The sequence below is a fragment of the Pseudomonas sp. NFACC32-1 genome (assembly GCF_900101215.1).
Taxonomy (GTDB): Bacteria; Pseudomonadota; Gammaproteobacteria; order Pseudomonadales; family Pseudomonadaceae; genus Aquipseudomonas.
In genome coordinates this window covers 45,590-63,828 of record NZ_FMUL01000013.1, presented here as the reverse complement: position 1 = coordinate 63,828, position 18,239 = coordinate 45,590, and the positions used below count along the sequence as shown (strand labels likewise).

At 61.8% G+C, this 18,239-nt stretch carries 12 protein-coding genes; 1 reads left to right on the top strand and 11 read right to left on the bottom strand.

What is annotated here, in order from left to right:
• Positions 1 to 130: 130 nt before the first annotated feature.
• The gene (locus BLP99_RS19305; RefSeq protein WP_092181442.1) at positions 131 to 2,854 is read left to right on the top strand and encodes an RHS repeat domain-containing protein; all 2,724 of its coding nucleotides are present in this window, start codon (positions 131 to 133) and stop codon (positions 2,852 to 2,854) included.
• A 137-nt stretch (positions 2,855 to 2,991) separates the two neighbouring features.
• On the opposite strand, the gene BLP99_RS19300 is transcribed toward BLP99_RS19305, so the two are convergent.
• The 11 genes from BLP99_RS19300 to alg8 all read right to left on the bottom strand — a co-directional run bounded on the left by BLP99_RS19300 (position 2,992) and on the right by alg8 (position 18,233).
• Positions 2,992 to 4,443: a mannose-1-phosphate guanylyltransferase/mannose-6-phosphate isomerase gene (locus BLP99_RS19300; RefSeq protein WP_072397050.1), complete on the bottom strand. Its 1,452-nt coding sequence runs from the start codon at positions 4,441 to 4,443 to the stop codon at positions 2,992 to 2,994.
• Between the two features lie 215 nt (positions 4,444 to 4,658).
• Positions 4,659 to 5,324 (bottom strand): alginate O-acetyltransferase AlgF, encoded by a 666-nt coding sequence (locus BLP99_RS19295; RefSeq protein WP_072397060.1) that lies wholly within the window; start codon positions 5,322 to 5,324, stop codon positions 4,659 to 4,661.
• Between the two features lie 14 nt (positions 5,325 to 5,338).
• Positions 5,339 to 6,514, bottom strand: coding sequence for an alginate O-acetyltransferase (locus BLP99_RS19290; RefSeq protein ID WP_092181439.1), 1,176 nt, complete (start codon positions 6,512 to 6,514; stop codon positions 5,339 to 5,341).
• Positions 6,515 to 6,525: 11 nt separating this feature from the next.
• Complete coding sequence (locus BLP99_RS19285; RefSeq protein ID WP_072397064.1) at positions 6,526 to 8,091, bottom strand: MBOAT family O-acyltransferase; 1,566 nt, start codon at positions 8,089 to 8,091, stop codon at positions 6,526 to 6,528.
• Between the two features lie 220 nt (positions 8,092 to 8,311).
• A complete protein-coding gene (locus tag BLP99_RS19280) occupies positions 8,312 to 9,436 on the bottom strand; it encodes a mannuronate-specific alginate lyase (RefSeq protein WP_072397209.1) in 1,125 nt (374 codons plus the stop codon).
• A gap of 23 nt (positions 9,437 to 9,459) precedes the next feature.
• On the bottom strand, positions 9,460 to 10,908 hold the full coding sequence (locus tag BLP99_RS19275; protein WP_072397066.1) for an alginate O-acetyltransferase: 1,449 nt from the start codon (positions 10,906 to 10,908) through the stop codon (positions 9,460 to 9,462).
• An 11-nt stretch (positions 10,909 to 10,919) separates the two neighbouring features.
• A complete protein-coding gene (gene algG / locus BLP99_RS19270; protein WP_072397068.1) occupies positions 10,920 to 12,509 on the bottom strand; it encodes a mannuronan 5-epimerase AlgG in 1,590 nt (529 codons plus the stop codon).
• A gap of 26 nt (positions 12,510 to 12,535) precedes the next feature.
• Positions 12,536 to 14,026, bottom strand: coding sequence for an alginate export family protein (locus BLP99_RS19265; RefSeq protein ID WP_072397211.1), 1,491 nt, complete (start codon positions 14,024 to 14,026; stop codon positions 12,536 to 12,538).
• Between the two features lie 5 nt (positions 14,027 to 14,031).
• A complete protein-coding gene (algK, locus tag BLP99_RS19260) occupies positions 14,032 to 15,537 on the bottom strand; it encodes an alginate biosynthesis TPR repeat lipoprotein AlgK (protein WP_072397070.1) in 1,506 nt (501 codons plus the stop codon).
• Between the two features lie 9 nt (positions 15,538 to 15,546).
• The gene (locus BLP99_RS19255; protein ID WP_072397072.1) at positions 15,547 to 16,716 is read right to left on the bottom strand and encodes an alginate biosynthesis protein Alg44; all 1,170 of its coding nucleotides are present in this window, start codon (positions 16,714 to 16,716) and stop codon (positions 15,547 to 15,549) included.
• A 35-nt stretch (positions 16,717 to 16,751) separates the two neighbouring features.
• Positions 16,752 to 18,233 carry a mannuronan synthase gene (gene alg8, locus BLP99_RS19250; RefSeq protein ID WP_371128610.1) on the bottom strand — a complete coding sequence of 494 codons (1,482 nt, stop codon included), beginning with the start codon at positions 18,231 to 18,233 and terminating at the stop codon, positions 16,752 to 16,754.
• Positions 18,234 to 18,239: the final 6 nt, after the last annotated feature.

The following is an 18,239-nucleotide window of genomic DNA, read 5'->3' as shown; positions in this document are numbered from 1 at the left end:
GCTCGGGGCATGGATATTCTCTGCCCTGCCGATCCACTGGTCGTCACTGTTATATCTGACAGTAGGCAGCGCTGTACGCCCCCTTGTTAGATGGCGAAGGCGCAGGCGGCTTTGGCCAGGAGACCGAACGATGAGCATGGATCAGGGGACCCCGACGTTGATTGCCGTTGATCCGCGACGCTTGCCGGTCCGTTCGGTCGATTACTGTCGCACCCTCGAGCGAGGGCCGGCGCACCGACGCATCAACCGCAGCCGCATCGATACGGCGGGGCGCCTGGTCGAGCAATGGGACCCACGCTTGGGGGCCCTGCGACAGGAGGATGAAGCGACCCCCGCCAACCTTTCGGCGGTTTATTCGCTGTCCTCGACCCTGCTGCTCACGACCAGCGTCGACGCGGGCCGACAGGTCGATCTGCCTGGGCTCGCCAGCGAAAACCTGCGCAGTTGGGATGGCCGGGGCACCCAACGGGAAATCGCCTACGATCACTCGCTGCGCCTTGTGGCAGTGTTCGAGCAGGGGGCCGGCCAACCGCTTCGGTGCGTCGAGCGCATGAAATATGGTGATCCGGGCCAGGGCGATGGCGATCACAACCAGCACGGCCAACTGGTTCGTCATGACGATCCGGCGGGAACCGTGCTGTCGACGTCGTTTTCCCTCGGCGGTCAACGCCTTGCCCAGGAGCGCCGTTTTACCCTCGACGCGGTCATTCCCGATTGGCCGGAGCGGGAAGCCGATCGTGAGCCGTTGCTTGAACCTGGCGATGGGTTCCTGACGACGTGGTGCCTGGGTCCGCAGGGCGATGTGCTGGAGCAGGTCGATGCCAGGGGCAATCGGCAGCGGCAGACGCTGGCCGTGGATGGAAGGATAGCTGGCAGCCAGCTGTTGCTACGGGGCCAGAGCCAGTGGCAATCCCTGGTGAGGGATATCCGTTACAGCGCCGAAGGGCAGGTCGAAGAGCAAACCGCCGGCAACGCTGTGCGGACCCGGCTCGCCTATAGTCCCGAGGATGGTCGCTTGGTGACGCGCAGCGTTCGACACGGCGACCGGGTCTTGCAGGACCTGGAGTATGCCTACGATCCCATGGGCAACGTCCTGAGCATCGAAGACAAGGCCCAGCCGGTGCGTTATTTCGCCAACCAGCGGATCGAGCCCGTCAGCCGTTTCGTCTACGACACGCTCTATCAGTTGAGCCAGGCCACGGGATGGGAAGCGGGCGCCCCAAGCCAGGGGCCCGAGTCCATGGGGCACAGCGATCCGGCGGCAGTCAGCAATTACCGGCAGACCTACCGCTACGATGAAGGCGGCAATTTGGTGGAACTGACCCATGTCGGTACGCAGAATCACGGACAGCGGATGAAGGTGGCCCGCCACAGCAATCGTGGCCTGCCATACCGTAATGGTGTGCCGCCGACGGAGGAGGAGATCGACGCGGCATTCGATGCGCAAGGCAATTGGCTGGAACGGGAGCCGGGACGTTCCCTGGCCTGGGACCTGCGTAACCAGTTGGGTTCGGTCACCCCCATAGCCCGGGCGTCGGGTCTCGATGATAGCGAGCGGTATGTCTACGCAGGAGATGGTCAACGGGTGCGCAAGCTTCGTACCCTGCAAATCGCGAGTCGCACGCTGGTCGCCGAGGTGCGTTACCTGCCGGGGCTGGAACTGCGCGCCGACAGCGGCAACGGCGAGTCATTGCAGGTCATCGTTGCCCGAGGCGGACTCGACGGCGTTCGGATACTGCATTGGGAGAGCACGCCGCCTTTCGCAGAGAACGACCGCTATCGCTACAGTTGTTCCGATCACTTGGGGTCGATCGCCCTGGAGCTCGACCACGACGCCCGGATCATCAGCCGGGAGCATTTCTACCCGTTCGGCGAGACCGCCTATCTGGCCGGCGATGACGAGGCCGAAGTCAGCTACAAGACGGTTCGCTACTCAGGCAAGGAGCGCGATGCCACGGGGCTTTATTACTATGGGTTCAGGTATTACGCGCCGTGGCTGCAGCGTTGGGTCAATCCGGATCCGGCTGGGGAGGTGGACGGTTTGAATCTTTATCGGATGGTCCGTAACAATCCGCTGACGTTTTTTGACGTTCAGGGGGAGAACGCCGAGTCCAAGACTGCACTGGAAACCGCAGTGGGTATTTTCGAGTATTACCAGGCCAGTTACAGCGCCTTGGATCGGGAGCTCCCTTTCCGGATGATGGAGGAAATAACCGGGGGGCAACTGCAATTCAAGGACAAAAGGGCGCCGGAGGCGGTATTGACCAGCACCAAAGACAAAAAATTCAAGCTCAGGCACTACACCTACTCTGCAACCGGGTCTCCCTCCTTCGCCGAAATTTCGTCGAATTTTGCGCTGGTCAAGGCGAAGTTGAAAACGATAGGAGATTCGAGCGGCAATACCAATGAAAAGGATTGGACCAGGGCCGGGAACATGGGTTTTTCGTTCTTTCTCCTGGCGGTGGACGACGAGGTCAATGACCGGGCTTTCCTTCGGACAGCGACTCACTTCGCCGAATACGATCTTGAAGATTCCGAGCAGATGCAGGAGGCGTTGGGAGCCGGTTGGCAAGACATCAACTTCTTTGCTTCTCCGGACGTGCTGGACCCGGCACATGCTGCGGATTTGAAGAAGGTGCCCATGGTAAAGGGACGCCTGGAGGACCTGAAAGCGTTGCTGTTGGGGCTCTCGGGCATCAAGGCGGTCCAGGCGAGAGTAATGGATGCTTCCCAGTTGCTCAAACAGATCGACAATGCGTTTGGAGGCAGCTTGGAAATCAAGATTCCAGGGTCAGTGAACGTCACGAGATGGCATGCCAAAGCTCAGGGGGCCAGGGTGAGAAAGGCTGCTTGAATGACCGGCAAATGGAACTGGGCCGGCAATGGCGGCGAGTGACCTGGCAGCCCGGCCCAAATAAGAAAACCCCCATCCAACCCACTGCGGATAGGGGGCGCAGTGGGCTGGATGGGGGCTTCGTTTGGGGCCGAACGTTACTGCGCGATGGTCTTCACCGACACGCCGCGTTCGATCGGGGTGGAGCGACCGTAGATGTCTTCGAAGCGCTCGATGTCGTCTTCGCCCAGGTAGCTGCCGGACTGCACCTCGATGATTTCCAGCGGGATCTTGCCCGGGTTGCGCAGACGATGGACGGATGCGATCGGGATGTAGGTCGACTGGTTTTCACACAGCAGGAACACGTTCTCGTCGCAGGTGACCTCGGCGGTGCCGCTGACCACGATCCAGTGTTCGGCGCGGTGGTGGTGCATCTGCAGCGACAGGCATGCGCCCGGCTTGACCGAGATGTGCTTGACCTGGAAACGACCGCCCATGTCCACCGAGTCGTAGGAGCCCCACGGACGGTAGACCTCGCAGTGGTTCTGGGTTTCGCTGCGGCCCTGGGCGTTGAGGGTGTTGACCAGCTGTTTCACGCCTTGGACCTTGTCCTTGTGGGCGATCATCATGGCGTCCTTGGTTTCCACCACCACGATGTTCTCCAGGCCGATCACCGACACCAGCTTGCCGTTGCCGTGGATCATGCAGTTGCGGCTGTCCTGGATCACTACGTCGCCCTTGGTGACGTTGCCGTTGGCGTCTTTTTCGTTGACTTCCCACAGCGACGCCCAGCAGCCGACATCGCTCCAGCCCGCCGCCAGTGGCACCACGCAGGCCCGCTGGGTCTTTTCCATCACCGCGTAGTCGATGGAGTTGTCCGGGCAGCAAGCGAAGGTGGCTTCGTCGAAGGTGATGGTGTCCGCTGTCTGTTCGCTGCGCTCCAGGGTCAGCAGGCAGGTGTCATAGATGTCCGGATCGTGCTTCTTCAATTCTTCGAGGAAGCGGCTGGCGCGGAACAGGAACATGCCGCTGTTCCAGAAATAGCCACCGGCTTCGAGGAATTCGGTGGCGCGCTTGGCGTCGGGTTTCTCGACGAAGTGCGAAACGCGGCTCACACCCTCGGGCAGCAGCGCATCGTTGGTCGACTTGATGTAGCCGTAGCCGGTCTCCGGCTTGGTCGGCGGGATGCCGAACAGCACCATCTCGCCGCGCTCGGCGGCCACGGTGGCCAGGGCCAGGGCGCGTTGCAGGGCTTTCTGGTCTTCGATCACGTGGTCGGCCGGCAGCACCAGCATCAACTCGTCGCGACCTTCATTGACCAGCATCATCGCCGTCAGGGCCACGGCCGGTGCGGTATTGCGCCCGAACGGTTCCATCAGGATGCGCTGGGCTTCCAGTTTGCGGTTGGCCAACTGCTCGTTGACGATGAACCGGTGGTCTTTGTTGCAGACCACGATCGGCGTGTCCATGCCTTCGAACACCAGGCGTTCGAGGGTCTGCTGGAACAGGGTGTTTTCCCCGGTCAGGGCCAGGAATTGTTTTGGGAATTGCTTGCGCGAAAGCGGCCAAAGACGTGAGCCGCTACCACCTGACAAGATCACCGGAATCATGTGTGTTACTCCTTGAAGCGAAATGGTTATAGAGCTACTGCGTTCTGTCGTTTCACTCTCTTGTTGTTGTTCCTTGCCCGAATGACAGCTGTGCTCAGTGTGGGAGCGAGCTTGCTCGCGATGGCGGTGTATCGATCGACATCCATGTTGAATGTCAGATAGCTATCGCGAGCACGCTCGCTCCCACAGGGCACAGCGTCAGTCAGGAAAACTCATCAGCGGGTCGACACGGGGCGCTTGACCCACACTGGCGACAGGCTGCTGCCCGAGCCGGTGACGTACAGCACCGCGGCTTCACCGCGCTCCAGGGCTACGGGTTTCAGATCGCCGACTTTCTTGTCGCCCTCGAACAGCGCCAGGCTGACTTTGACCGGATTGATTTCACGCTCGCCGCGGCCTTTGGCCGCCACGTTCGGAACCACTTCGGTCTTGCCGTCGGCGGTCTTGAGGGTCAGTGCCTTGTCGCTCAGGTTCTGCACGCGAACCAGGGACTTCTGCTTGTTCTTGAACGGTGGTTCTTCGATCAGTTGTGGTTGGCCGCTGGCGTTGTTGACCAGGGTGTAATAGTGATCGGGAGCCAGTTTCACCGGTACGGTCTGGCTGCCGACCTTGGCGCTGTAGTCGCCGCCGGGCATGAAGCTGAAATCGCTGCTGGCCAGGGGGGCGACATCGCTCAGGTTGGTGCTGCCGACGGTGGCGCTGACTTCGGCGTTGCTGGCGTTGTAGAGGCGCACGAAGCTTGAGCCTTTTGGCGCGACCGGGCCGTACAGGGCCGAGTCACCGGCGAAGGCGGAAAAGGACAGGGCGCTCAGGCTGGCAGCGAGGGCAACGGCCTTGAAGGAGCGAGCAGCGAGACGGCGATGAGTTGTGGTGAAAGTCATGGTGGACCTCTCTTTCAGTTTTGCGCCCGGTCGGGCGTCTCGGATGGGGTGTTGGCGGCTACGTTCTGTTGGCGCGCACCGGCTTGTTTGAGCTCTGCGACCCACTGTGGGTCGGCGTCGCCGATTTCGTTGTTCACGGGCAGATAACGTTCAGGGAACTCCCAGATCAGCACCTGGGGCGGGCTGTTCTTGAAGGCGTCGCTTTTGAGGTAGCTGAGCATTGGCAGAATCGGGCCATGGCCGTCTTCGGCGTAGTTCACGACGTCGCTGTGCAGGGCCTGCTTGAGCGCACCGACGAAGTTCCAGTTGGGGTTGGCGCTGTAGCTGGTGCCGATCAGGGCCACGGGTACCTGGGCGTCGGCGAACAGGGCGTCGCCTTCGGCCGGCTGGTCCTCGGCTTCGCGGGTATTGCGCTTGACCAGCGGCTCCTGGGCCGGCATCAGTTCTTCGAACAGCGGATCCAAGGGCAGGAACTGACGCAGGTCGCCCTTGTGGGTGATCTTTTCCACAGGCTCGGTGACGAAGCGCTGCGGTTCACCGTTGAGCGGAGCGCGCTCGGCAATGGCCTTGGCCAGGTTCTCGGCGGCCACCTGGGCACCTTCCGGCGTCCAGTGGGTGTCGGTGCGCAGGAACACTTGCTGGCCGCTTTGCTTGGCCTGTTGCAACGGGCCGAGCAGGTCGGGGGCGATGATCTTGTCCGCCGCCACGCGAGCATGGAAATCCTGGTAGAGGTTGGCGTGGATGCTGGATGGCTTCACTTCACCCAGGTGCTCGGGGTACAGCCGCGCCTTGGCCGGCACGATCGCCATCACCAGGGTGATGCCTTGCTCCTTGAGCTTCTGGCGCACGCCCTCGATCAACGCGTAGTTGCCTTGCAGGTTCAGCTCTTCGTTGACGATCGGGTTGAACTCTTCATCGCTGTACAGCCACTGGTCACGGCCCAGGACCACGCCCTTGCGGCCTTCGTTGAACAGCTTGTAGTCCAGCGCCGCCCAGATGTTGGTGCCCAGGCGCTTGATGGGAAACTCGTCGTCGTAGTGGGTTTCCACGGCCTTGGCCCAGCGCCCGTTGAGCACCGTGGCATCGGGGTTGGTGCTGAAGCCGAAGAAACTGCGCATCGACCACAGGCCCAGCACCACCAGGGTCAGCAGAAACAGTGCGATGTAAAAGATGCGTAATGAGCGGGTCATGTTCAGATCCCTCAGAACTGGAAGTAAAGGAACGGCGAGAAGCTTTGCGCCGAGAGTTTGAGAATCGAGGCGATGAACAGCAGCAGCACCAGGGCGCGCATCACATAGCGTGGCCAGTCGGCGACCCAGTAGGCTGGTTGCACCTGGGCTTCGACACCCACGGTGTAGCCCGGTTCATGGATGTTCGACGGGTTGTCGCCCGGAACGGCCTTGATCAGGCCCGGTTGCGCGGTGGCCGGACCATCGGCCTCGGTGTTGACCTCGGGCTTGGTCTTGACTGGAGGACGGTTGGTGTAGAAGTCCCGCAGGCCGAAGAAGGCGAGGGTGACGTAGGCCACCACCAGCGTGGCGATCTGCAGGCCGGTGAGGTTGGCGCGGGTCAGTTCCGACAGCGACCAGTCGCCGAAGCTGAACATGGCGCCGTACATGCGACCGGCCACGTGCAGGTTCTCGGCACGGAAGATCACCCAGCCCATGACCACCAGCAGGAAGGTCAGTGCCCAGCGGATCGGGTTGATGGTGCGCGGCGTGGTGTTGATGCCCACGGCCTTCTCGATGGCCAGCCAGATACCGTGCCAGGCGCCCCAGATCACGTAGGTGATGTTCGCACCGTGCCACAGACCGCCGAGCAGCATGGTCAGGAACAGGTTGCGATAGGTCATCAGCGTGCCTTTGCGGTTACCGCCCAGGGTGATGTAGAGGTAGTCACGCAGCCAGGTGGACAGGCTGATGTGCCAGCGCCGCCAGAACTCGGTGATGGACTGGCTGATGTAGGGTTGCTTGAAGTTTTCCATGAAGCGGAAACCCATCATCAGGCCCAGGCCGATGGCCATGTCGCTGTAGCCGGAGAAGTCGAAGTACAGCTGCGCGGTGTAGGCCAGGGCGCCGAGCCAGGCGTCACCCGTGGTGGGGTTCTGCAGGGCGAAGCAATGGTCGGCCACCACCGCCAGGGTGTCGGCGATGAACACTTTCTTGATGAAGCCCTGCATGAAGCGCGTGCAGCCTTCGGAGAACTTGTCCAGGGTGTGGGTGCGGTTGTTGAACTGATCGGCCAGGTCACGGAAACGCAGCACGGGGCCGGCGATCAGGTGGGGGAAGATCGCCACGAACGCCGCGAAGTCGATCAGGTTGCGGGTCGCCGGGGTATCGCCGCGATAGACGTCGATGATGTAGCTGATGGACTCGAAGATGTAGAACGAGATCCCGATCGGCAACAGCACGTGGGTCAGGATGAACGGATTGAGACCGAAGCTGGTGATGATGGCGTTGAGGCTGTCCACGCCGAAGTTGGCGTATTTGAAATAGCCGAGGATGGCCAGGTCCACGCCCACGCCAAGCAGCAGCCAGCGCTGGGCCGGTTTGGTGCGCACGCCCGCGGCGCCGACTTTAAGGCCGATCCAGTAGTTCCACAGGGTGACGCCGGCGAACAGCGCCAGGAAATCCACCCGCCACCAGGCATAGAACACATAGCTGGCGATCAGCAGCAGCAGGTTGCGATAGCGTTGCCCGCTCAGGTAGTACAAGCCGAGAAAGATCGGCAGGAACAGGAACAGGAACACGTTGGATGAAAATACCATCCCGATCTCTCCATGTTGAATCAACAGTCAAGGGCCAGAGCCCCCCCAAACCCCCCCATGAAAACCGGGGGGTTGATTACATTCGAAACAAACCACATTCCCTGTGGGAGCGAGCTTGCTCGCGATTGCGATCTGACATTCACTTTGGTGGCGACTGACATACCGTCATCGCGAGCAAGCTCGCTCCTACAGAATTCCCCGCCAGGCAGGGAGGGTGGGCTTAGCTTCCTTTCTCACCTTTATCCCGCGATGGGTCGTACACCTTGGTCAAGTCCCCGCCGAGGCGGAAGGTCTTGAACGGCTGCATTTCATGCTTGCGTTCCAGCACATCCTGCGAGCATGTGTAGAGGGAGCAGAACGGTTCGAGCCAGGCGAATTTCGAATCGATCTTGAGATCCTTCATGTCCTGTTCTTCGCCGTTCTTCTCTTCGAAGATGTCCGGGTCTTCCACACCGGCCAGTACCCGCTCGCCCAGACGCTTGAGGGCGGCATTGTTTTCCTGGCGCAGGTCCACGCCGTTGACCTGGGCAAAACTGGCGATCATCGCCAGGGGCGGCAGGGCATAGTTGTGGTACGACAGCGCCCGCTGCTTGCGCTTGAGTTCGTTGGGCAGGAAACCGTCGGCGTCCACCTGGTTGACGCCGACCTTGTATTCCTTGACGGCCCAGTCGAACAGGTCGCGACGGTTGGTCGCCACGGCCGTGGCCATCACCGACCAGGCTGCCCAGTAGGAGTGGTTGTTGGTCTTGTCCAGGGGCAGGTTGTCCCAGTCGCTGACCACCTGGTCGGCCATCTTGCTGAACCAGCCTTCGATCAGTTGCGCCTGTTCCTGGTGGTTGGCCAGTGGGCGCGACTCGGAGAACTTCAGGCGCACATAGGCCGAGGCCATGCTGCCCAAGGCCCATTTGCGCATGGACTTGCCGGTGTGGTTGAAGTCGGTGGACATCAACGCATCGGCCTTGGCCCATTCGGTCAGCCAGTTCAAGGTGCATTCCAGTTGCTCGGGGCGACCGTCGCGCATGAACTGCATCACCTGCTTGCTGATACCCCGTTCGATCCGGGTGATGTCGGCGGTGCTGTCACGGAAGGCTTTTTCCGATTGCACGTTCAAGGTCGCGCGGGCCTTGTCGGAGCCTTCGTACTTGCTGCGGAACTGCAGCGCGCCGGTATAGGGCGTTGGCGTTGCATCGCAGCCCTGGGCCGGGTCGCCGACCTTGACCTTCTCGATCGGTGCGAAGTAGCCCTGTGGCGGACGCAGCGGAGCCGCGGCCTGGGTGGCCCCGGCGAACATCGCCAGGGTCAGCAGGGACGGCGCCAGCAGCGCTTTCAACGTTCGGGGTCGCATGTTTCTGGTCATAAAGCGAGACCTCATTGTCCGATTTGAGCCGTTTGTTCGGCTTGCGGAGAGACATTGCGTTTGCAGACTTTCGCTTCGATTTGCTGTGGTGCCGCACCGGCTTCGGGGCCCTGGACTTCAACGGCCAGCAGGTTCTGCGAGGCCCAGTCCTCATCGGTGCGCAACTGGAAGGCGAAACGCCCGTCGGTTTCGGAGGTGTTCGGTTTCTCGATCTTGATGTCCTCGTGGCGCCCATTCATGTACCAGAGGGTGGCTTGCAACGTTTTCACCGAGGTGTCGGCGAAACGGATGTCGACCTGGTGGCTGCCGTTACGCAGATCCATGTTCTTGCTATTGACCATCAATTCGTTCTTGCCCGGCTTCAGGGCGGTCTTGCTGCTCATCAGCGCCGGCTTGCCTTCGCAACCGTTGTTGTCCAGCAACGCCATCATCTGGCGGTAGATGGTTTCCTGGTCCAGGCGATACAGCGGCGAGAATTCCCAGATCAGGATCTTGGGTGGGCTCTTCTGGAATTCCTCGCTGCCCAGGTACTGGATCATCGCGCCCTCGAAACCACCGCCGGGGAAGGCGACGTTGAGAATGTCGGCGCCGATGGCTTCTTCCAGGAAGCCGGCGAAGTTGTAGTTCTTGCCGCTGTGACTGGTACCCACGAGGGTGATCTGCGGGTTGCCGGAATCGCCGAACAGGTCGCCGTCGCCAGCTTCGCCCTTGGGCTCGGTGGTGAACTGGTCCATGTACTGGATCGCATAGCTGGTGCCGCACAGCTGGCCGGCCATGTTGTGCAGGGTGCCGGTCTTGCCCATGCGGCCGGACTTCTTGGTCTCGAACTCACGCTTGGGAATGTCGGCGAAGGCCGGGATCTGCTTGACCTTCTCGGCGACGATCTTCGCCGTGCGCTGGGCGCCGTAGGGTGTCCAGTGCTGGTCGCCACGGAAGTAGAAATCGTGGGCCGGCAGGGTCTCGGGGAGGTTTTCGTTGGTCAGCGGAGACAGGTCCGGTACCACGTAGCCCATCTGCGCGAAGCGACCGAGCATGGCCTTGTAGTTGGTCAGGGCCTTTTCATAGTCGAAGCTGGCCTTTTCCTGTGGGTTGAGCTTGTTGCGGTTCACCAGGCCCCGGGTGGGCTGATAGACGATCACCAGTTCGACGCCTTTCTTCTTGAAGGCATCGTGCAGCATCTGCATGCGCTTGTAGCCGGCCGGGGTAGTGTCGAACTCGGTACGCAGGTCTTCCCGGGTACGGAACAGCCAGTCGCCCTGGGCCTGTACCAGCGTGGTGAAGTTCTGCTGGTAGCGCGTGGTGTAGTTCTTTTCGTCGTGTGCCGCAGGGCACAGGCTGCAGCAAGGTTCGGCAGTAAAGGTCGGCGCCTTGATTTCGTCGGCGCGCGCGCCGCTGGTGGCGGCAAGAATGCCGGCGGTCAGGGCGGACAGGCCCAGGAGTTTGATCATCTGTGGGTTCATAAAGGTCATCCTCAATCCCGCATTTCGGTCTGGCGTTCGACGGGGTCGATCAGCACGGCTTTCTGCTGGCGCACCAGCAGGTCGAGAATTTCGTCCTGGCGCTCGCCCAGGATTCCCGTGAAGCTGATGCCGCTGGATTTGGTCGGCGCGAGCATGGACACGCGGTACAGCTCGACGCTCAGCGGCGAGTCGATGGACAGCGGGCCACTGCCATTGGCGGCCAGTTCGCCGCCGACCACGATCAGGGAAACCTGGGCGTCGAACGGGTCGAGCTTGATGTCACGGTCGGTATCGGACAGGTCCTTGATGTGACCGTAGATACCGGTCAGGCCGTTGGCCATGGACACGTTTTCGTAGAGACGAATGTTCACGCTGTTACGAATGCGGATGCCGTGGCGCTGGTTGCTGATCACTTTGTTGTCCCACAACAGGTTGTCACCACTCTCATAAAGCGTGATGCCGTCGGTGTGGTTCTTGTAGATCTCGTTGTAGGCGATGATGTTGTTGACGCTGTTACGGTCGATCACCAGGCCCGAGAGTTTGTTGTCGTAGCTGCGGTTGTTGAAGATGAAGCTGTCGTTGACCTCACGGGAAATGATGATCCCGTGCTTCTTCTTCGTCCCGTAGACGGTGTTGTCGGCAATGATCAACCGATGGGACCGGTCGTGGGGGTCGATACCGTAGACGATGTTGTCCTTGTAGGTGTTGCCCTTGATGACGAAGTCGCGGGTCTCGTAGCAGTAGAAGCCGTACCACATGTCCGAGAACTCGGAACCGATGATCCAGCCGGTCGGTTCCGGGCGCTTGAGGACCTTGGCCATGTTCGGCGTGTACTGGGAGATACTCACCCCGTACGACTTACTGTTGGCGTAGCCGAAGCTGGCCATCTTCGAGTTGACGATGTAGGTCTCGGTACCGCCCCAGGCCAGCAGGAACGGACGGAATTCGTTGGCCGAACGGAAAGTGGCGGGGCCGTTTTCCTTTTCGCGCCAGCCGGTGACCTTGGTGTCGTGGATGAACATCTGGCCATCGTTCACCAGGAACGAGCCGCCTTCCTGGGACAGGCGCAGCTCCTGGGTCTGCTTGTCGATTTCCAGGATGCCTTTCTGGCCGACCACGATCGGGATCCTCGCCAGGAAGACGCCTGGCGAGGTCTCGATGATGTATTTGGGCGCCTTCCTGGCCACGTCCTTGAGGTTCATGTAGCCATCGTCGATGAAGATGGCCTGGGGAATACCGTGCTGGCGCACGACCCACTCGGCCATCTTGTTGTCACCGCCGATGAAGTCCTTCAGGGCGTTTTCCTGCATCATCCGGCGCACGCTGACCTTGCCGGGCTTGCTGCGCACGATCTTGGCCACGGCCGCTTCGGCGGTGAAGCCCTTGAGGTCGGGCAAGGTCGGCTTGGCCAGTTCCAGCGGGGCGGTCGGCGCACTGCTGACGGTGTAGGTCTTGGCCGCTTGCAGTTCCTTGGCCACGTTGCCCGGCTTGACCACCGGTTCAACGTTGGCGAACGCCGGCGAGCCGGCCAGCAGCATGGCTGCGACCAACAGGCTGATCGAACCTTTCATCGCCTGGCTGTTCCTTTGGTAGCGGTTCATATCGGGCACTCCCATGGCCGTTCGCATCAGAAGCGCCAGATCACGTCGACAAAGGCGCGATGCATGTACGAATCGACCTCTTTGCCGTAGGCGTCGCCTGGCTTGAACACGCCGCCACGAAAGCGCACCAGCGCCGACGGCTCATCGATGGACTGGCTCAGCGCGGCCGGCAGCAGCCCTTGCTTGAAGTACTTGGTGACCACCAGATCGACTTCCTGGCCCAGGTCCTTGTCGCCGTCACGCAGCGGCAGGGTGGAGGTGGACAGGATGGCGCCGGTCACGTCGTCGGTGTTGTTCTGTACGGCGTTGATGCCGTTGCTGCCCACCGGCTTGTTGCCGTCCACGCGCCAGAACTTGTGGTACACCAGGCTGGCGTCGTATTCGTCGCGCAGCTGCCAGGAGCCGAACAGCGAGGCGCTCTGGGTGTTGCTCATCTCGCCACGGAACGCCTCGCCGAAACGATGGACCCGCGAACGAGTGCCGGTGAAGTTCGAGCGGTTGCTCTGCAGGCCATTCTGTTCATAGTCCTCGCTGGCGCGGGCATAGGCGGCACCGACTTGCCATTGCGGATCCAGGCGCAGGCGAATACCCAGGTCGGTGGCCCAGCCATCCACGTCGTCGCTGCGCTTGGCTTGCGCCGGACGGGTGCCGTCGGCGTTGAGCGGGTTGACGGTGTCGCGGTCGCCGGTCATGCCGGTGATGCTCGCCCAATAGTTGACGGTATTGGTGTTGCGCCAGTTATAGGCATCGCTGTTGGCTTCCAGGCCGAGCCAGGACAGGTCACCGTTCTCGGTCTTGTCCAGGACATCGGTGGGTTCGCCCGGGGTCGGGTAGTCGAGGCTGCCGTTGTCATGGGTGTGATGGGCGCGGATACCGGCCCACTGGCCTGGCATCCACTGGTAGCCCACGTCGCCGTAGACGTGCAGGCGATCCTTGTCCTTGGGCGACAGCTCCTTGAGGTCGGTGCGGTATTCGCTGAAACGTTCGGCCACGCCGAGGTTGGCCCGCAACAAGGTGGTGTCGAAGGTCCAGTTCAAGGCCTCGATGTTGGTGTCGCGCCACTGGCCGTCATCGTTGCGCAGGCGCTGGCGGCCGAACTTCAACTGCTCGCCCGGGTACGGGGTCAGGCCGCGATAGCCAATCCAGAATTCGCGCATGGCCAGGTAGCTCTTCTTGGCTTCGCGATCGCCGCTGTCGGTTTCCTGGGTGCTGCCATCGGACTGTTGCAAGGTGTCAGTCTCGATGATGTCGGAAGACGTCACGGCCTGGGCCATGGCGTAGGCGCTCCAGGCACCGCTTTCGCTTTCGCCGTAGACCCAGGGACGCAGGTCCAGGCCGACACCGTTGACGTCGCCACCGCTCTGGGTGCCGAGGTCACGGTCGTCTTCGGACTGGCCGGTGATCTTCACTTCCAGGCCGAAGTTCTTGGTGTCGGTCAGGGCCGCCAGGGTCGGGCAGGACCACAGCAGGGCGCAGGTCAGGCCAATTCCGGCCTGCACAAAAGGATTGAGCTTCAAAGGCTTCATAGAGGTTCCTCGCCGTTATCTTCTTTTAGGGCTTGCAGTTCCAGCGTATCGGGGCTCATGGCACCACGAATGGCCTGCTCTTGTTGTAGCAGGCGTTGCGCTTGGGCAAGCTGTTGCGGCGGTAATTGGGCTTCGAGGGTCTGGGCAAGCTCGGTGGCTTGCGGGGTGTTCTGGGCCTTGGCCAACTGGCTGAACACATAGGCGTTGACCGGGTTGGGCTTGGTGCCCTTGCCCTGGGAGAACAGCTGGGCAATGGCATAGTCAGCGCTGTTCTGGCCGTTACGGGCAGCCTTGAGCAAGTGGTCCAGGGCTTTTTGCGAGTAGACCTGGCCCAGGTAACCACGGCGATAGATCTGGCCGAGGTAGTAATCGGCGGCCACTTCGCGGCCGACGGCTTTCTGGAAATGTGCCTCGGCGACCTTGGCGTCGGCCGGTACCCACTTGCCTTCGTAGTAGAGTTTGCCCAACAGCAACTCGGCCCGAGGCTGGTCGGCGGCACGGCCGTTTTCCAGGTACTGCATCATCTTGTCGACGTCGCCCAGCTCGGGGAAATCGTAGAGCAACTGCGCCAGGCTGACCCAGGCGGCGGGGTAGCCGGGGGCGATGCCTTCGAGCAGCGACTGGGCTGTCTTCTCGTCGGTCTTGCCGAGGCTGGGATCGGCCAGCACGCGCGCGACGCTGTCCACGCGCTGGGCAGAAACCACGCCACGACTGTGGCCGGCCTGCATCTGCTTGAGCAACTCGGCCTGCTGTTCCGGCTGGCCGCGTTTCTGGTAGACCGTGGCCAGTTCGACGTAGCAGATGTCGGTGGTCGCCAACGCGGCCTTGCACACCTTCTCCACTTCAGCCAGGTGCTGGTCGTAGGTGCCCTGGGTGCGATAGAGCAGAATCTGCGCCAGGCCTGCCTCCGGATAACCGGCGTTGCGCCACTGGTCGATCTGCTGCTGGGCGTTGACGTTCGGGAAGCTGTGGGGGTATTGCAGGTACAGCATCGCCAGCGGGATCAGGGTGTTGCCCTCACCGTTGGCGAAGGCTTTCTTCAACAGGCCCTCGGCCTCGTGCTTTTCAGCCTCGGTGGAACCGGGCTTGGCCACCAGCAGGCGACCCAGGCGAGCCTGGGCCCGTGGCGAGATATCGGCGGCAGCGCGGTAGGTCGCCTCGGCCTTTTTCATCTGCTCGGGGTCGCGGCTGTCCACCTGGATATCGGCCAGGCCCACCTGGGCTTCGCTGTAGCCCAGGTCTGCCAGTTGCTGATAGTTCTGCTGCGCCAACGCCGTGTCGCCGCGCTTGAGGGCTTCGTTGGCCAGGCGCTGGTCGGGCAGGCCCGCGCAACCGGCCAGGCTCACGGCCAGTGCCAAGGCACACAGTGTCCCCACTTGGGAACGAGCTTGCGGCGTATCATCCTGACCGCATTGATCCTTTCGCGAGCGAGTCGGATTGCCGAACCGTCGCTCCCACAGACTCTGTGGGGTATTCAGGATTTCTATAATGGTCACGGGCATATCCTCGACTTAAAGACCGACGGCCATGGCTTTGTCGATCAGCCAGTTCAGGCTTGGGCCACGGTCGCTGTGGACTTCTACCGGACGACCGGCCAGGGAGCTGTCCAGCGGCTCGTCAGGCTTGATCATCACGCGGATATCCGAAGACAGGTCCGCGCTCTTCAGGCTGGTGCTGCTGACGATCTTGCCGGTGCGGGTGACGTCTTCGCCGGCAACCTGGAAGTTGACCGCGGTGCCTGGGCGTACGTCGCCGAACTGGCGATAGGAGAAGCGAGCTTCGACATTGGCCTCGGTGCCGCGCGGGACCAGTTGGAAGATGACGTCGCCCTTGCTTGCGTACTGGCCGTCGGCAACCAGTTGCTGGGATACGATGCAGTCGCAAGGGGAGGTGAGGGTACCGGTCATCTGCTTGCCGAACAGTTCCTCGACCTTGGCCGGTTGCAATTGGTTGTCGTCCAGGTGGCCCTTGAGGACGTCGAGCATGCTGGTGCTGAACGTCGCCAGTGGGGCGCCCTTGGCCGCCACGCCGTCGGCCTTGACCAGGCTCTGCACGGTGCCGTCGCGCGGCATGGTGATGGCCATGCCCGGTACGTTCACCAGGCCTGCCTGGGCATGGCTGACGAAATACATGCCGTACACCGACTTGAAGATGAAACCGAACGCCGCCAGGCCGACAACGAAGATGCCCAGGCTGAAGGTCACGGCCCGCAGGCGACCCAGGGCGCTCATGCCGCCGGTTTCGTCCTTCTGCTTGCGTGCCTTGGTGAAGTTGTCGCGCTGCAGCGTCGCCAGTACGTCGCCCACGCTGACGATGTCGCCTGCCAGGTGCGAAGTGATGATGTGACGCAGTGTCGAGATGTCCCGCGGTTCCAGGTTCTGGAACTGGCAACCGGTGCGGCCGGTCTGGCGGTCGTGGGAGCGGATCTGCAGCTCCACGTCCATCGCCAGGCCGAGGTTGTCGATCACGAACTGCAGGCGAGCCTTGTACGACTCGCCGACCTTGAGCGGCATCTGACCGGCGTTGAAGCACAGGCCGCCGGCGGACAGGTCCAGGACCTTGACTTCCATCGGCGTACGGTCGGGACCGAAGAAGCGCAGCTTGGCCGGGATTTTGACCCGGGCGTGTTGGCGCTGGGCTTCGGATTCATGCACTACGTTGACATTCACGGCGGTGTTCATAGAGGCGATTTCCTAGTTAATTCAGGCGAGTTCGGTCAGACCATCGTCAGCAGCACGGCGACAAAGATGCTGCCGGCGGAGAAGGTCATGGTCCGAGACGACCAGGTGTTGAACCAACGTTGAAAGCTGGCGAGATCACGGGTCAGTGAGGTGGGCTGGCGTGTCCAGGACTGTTGGTCGAGGCGGAAGAACACGTAGATCTTCACCAGCGCGCCGACGATCTGGTTGTAATAGAGAATCATCGGGTAGGCCGGGCCGATCCGGTGTCCGGAGCACGACAGCAACAGGGTCAGCAGCAGCCGCGTGATGCCGATCCACAGCAGATACACCAGGATGAAGGCGGTGCCGTACTTGAAGCTGGCGATCAGTGCCACGGTCAGGCCCAGCAGCGACGTCCACATCGACACACGCTGGTCGAGCAGCACCACGGAGGTGAACAGGCCCAGGCGCCGCATGCCCAGGCCCAGTGCCCGGGAGTTCTGCCGAAGGTTGTTGCCGTACCAGCGGAACATCAGCTTGCGACTGGCCTTGATGAAGCTCTTTTCCGGCGGGTGCTCCACGGTGTTGATCGCCGCGTCCGGCACGTAGAAGGTGTCGTAGCCCAGGCGCATCAGGCTGAACCAGCTCGACTTGTCGTCCCCGGTCAGGAACTTGAAGCGACCCAGGCGCCAGTGTTGCAGCGAGTCGCTTTCCACGTCGGCGATGAAGTCCGGGTTGGTGACCACGGTGGCGCGGAACACCGACATGCGGCCGGTCATGGTCAACACACGCTTGGACAGGGCCATGGAGCACATGTTGATGTGGCGCTGGGCGAAACGCAGCTTGTGCCATTCGCTCATGATGTAGCCGCCGCGCACTTCGCAGAACTCGTTGGTAGTCAGGCCGCCGACGTTGCCGAACAGCTGGAACCACGGCACGGTCTTGCGCACGACGCCCTCGCCAAGCACGGTGTCGCCATCGATCACCGCAACCACGGCACGGTCGTCCGGCAAGTGGCGGGAGATGGCGCGGAAACCGTAGGCCAGGCCGTCACGCTTGCCGGTGCCGGGGATGCGCACGAAGTCCAGCTTGACCCGCTCCGGCGGGTTCATGCGGGCCCAGAGGCTCTTGACCAGCAACTCGTCGGACATTTCCACGATGGAGCAGACCACCGTGGTGGGCAGCCCGCACTCGATGGCTTCGCGAATCACCGAGCCGTACACCTGGGCCGTGGTCAGCGCGTCGATCCGGAAGCTGGTGACCATCAGGAACACATGCGACGGGTCGGCGGCCTTGCCCAGCTTGCGTACCTTGCGGCGCAGGTGTGGGTAGACGATGTACAGAAAGATCATGCCGCGTACGAAATGCGTCGCGCCCATGGAATAACGCCAGATGCCCACGGCGCCGATCAGGAAAATGAAGTCCTTGGATTCGGAGTCGAACGTAGACGTGGGCAGCGCCGTGGCGATGCCCATCAATAAACTCAAGTAAAACAGCCAACCGGCGGCCTGAAGCAGGCCGTGCTTTAGCCTGTGCATAATCTG

Bases quoted from the DNA above. Each gene is read 5' to 3' on its own strand.
- BLP99_RS19305 (WP_092181442.1), top strand. From the start codon at position 131: ATGAGCATGGATCAGGGGACCCCGACGTTGATTGCCGTTGATCCGCGA.
- BLP99_RS19300 (WP_072397050.1), bottom strand. From the start codon at position 4,443: ATGATTCCGGTGATCTTGTCAGGTGGTAGCGGCTCACGTCTTTGGCCG.
- BLP99_RS19295 (WP_072397060.1), bottom strand. From the start codon at position 5,324: ATGACTTTCACCACAACTCATCGCCGTCTCGCTGCTCGCTCCTTCAAG.
- BLP99_RS19290 (WP_092181439.1), bottom strand. From the start codon at position 6,514: ATGACCCGCTCATTACGCATCTTTTACATCGCACTGTTTCTGCTGACC.
- BLP99_RS19285 (WP_072397064.1), bottom strand. From the start codon at position 8,091: ATGGTATTTTCATCCAACGTGTTCCTGTTCCTGTTCCTGCCGATCTTT.
- BLP99_RS19280 (WP_072397209.1), bottom strand. From the start codon at position 9,436: ATGCGACCCCGAACGTTGAAAGCGCTGCTGGCGCCGTCCCTGCTGACC.
- BLP99_RS19275 (WP_072397066.1), bottom strand. From the start codon at position 10,908: ATGAACCCACAGATGATCAAACTCCTGGGCCTGTCCGCCCTGACCGCC.
- algG (WP_072397068.1), bottom strand. From the start codon at position 12,509: ATGAACCGCTACCAAAGGAACAGCCAGGCGATGAAAGGTTCGATCAGC.
- algK (WP_072397070.1), bottom strand. From the start codon at position 15,537: ATGCCCGTGACCATTATAGAAATCCTGAATACCCCACAGAGTCTGTGG.
- BLP99_RS19255 (WP_072397072.1), bottom strand. From the start codon at position 16,716: ATGAACACCGCCGTGAATGTCAACGTAGTGCATGAATCCGAAGCCCAG.
- alg8 (WP_371128610.1), bottom strand. From the start codon at position 18,233: ATGCACAGGCTAAAGCACGGCCTGCTTCAGGCCGCCGGTTGGCTGTTT.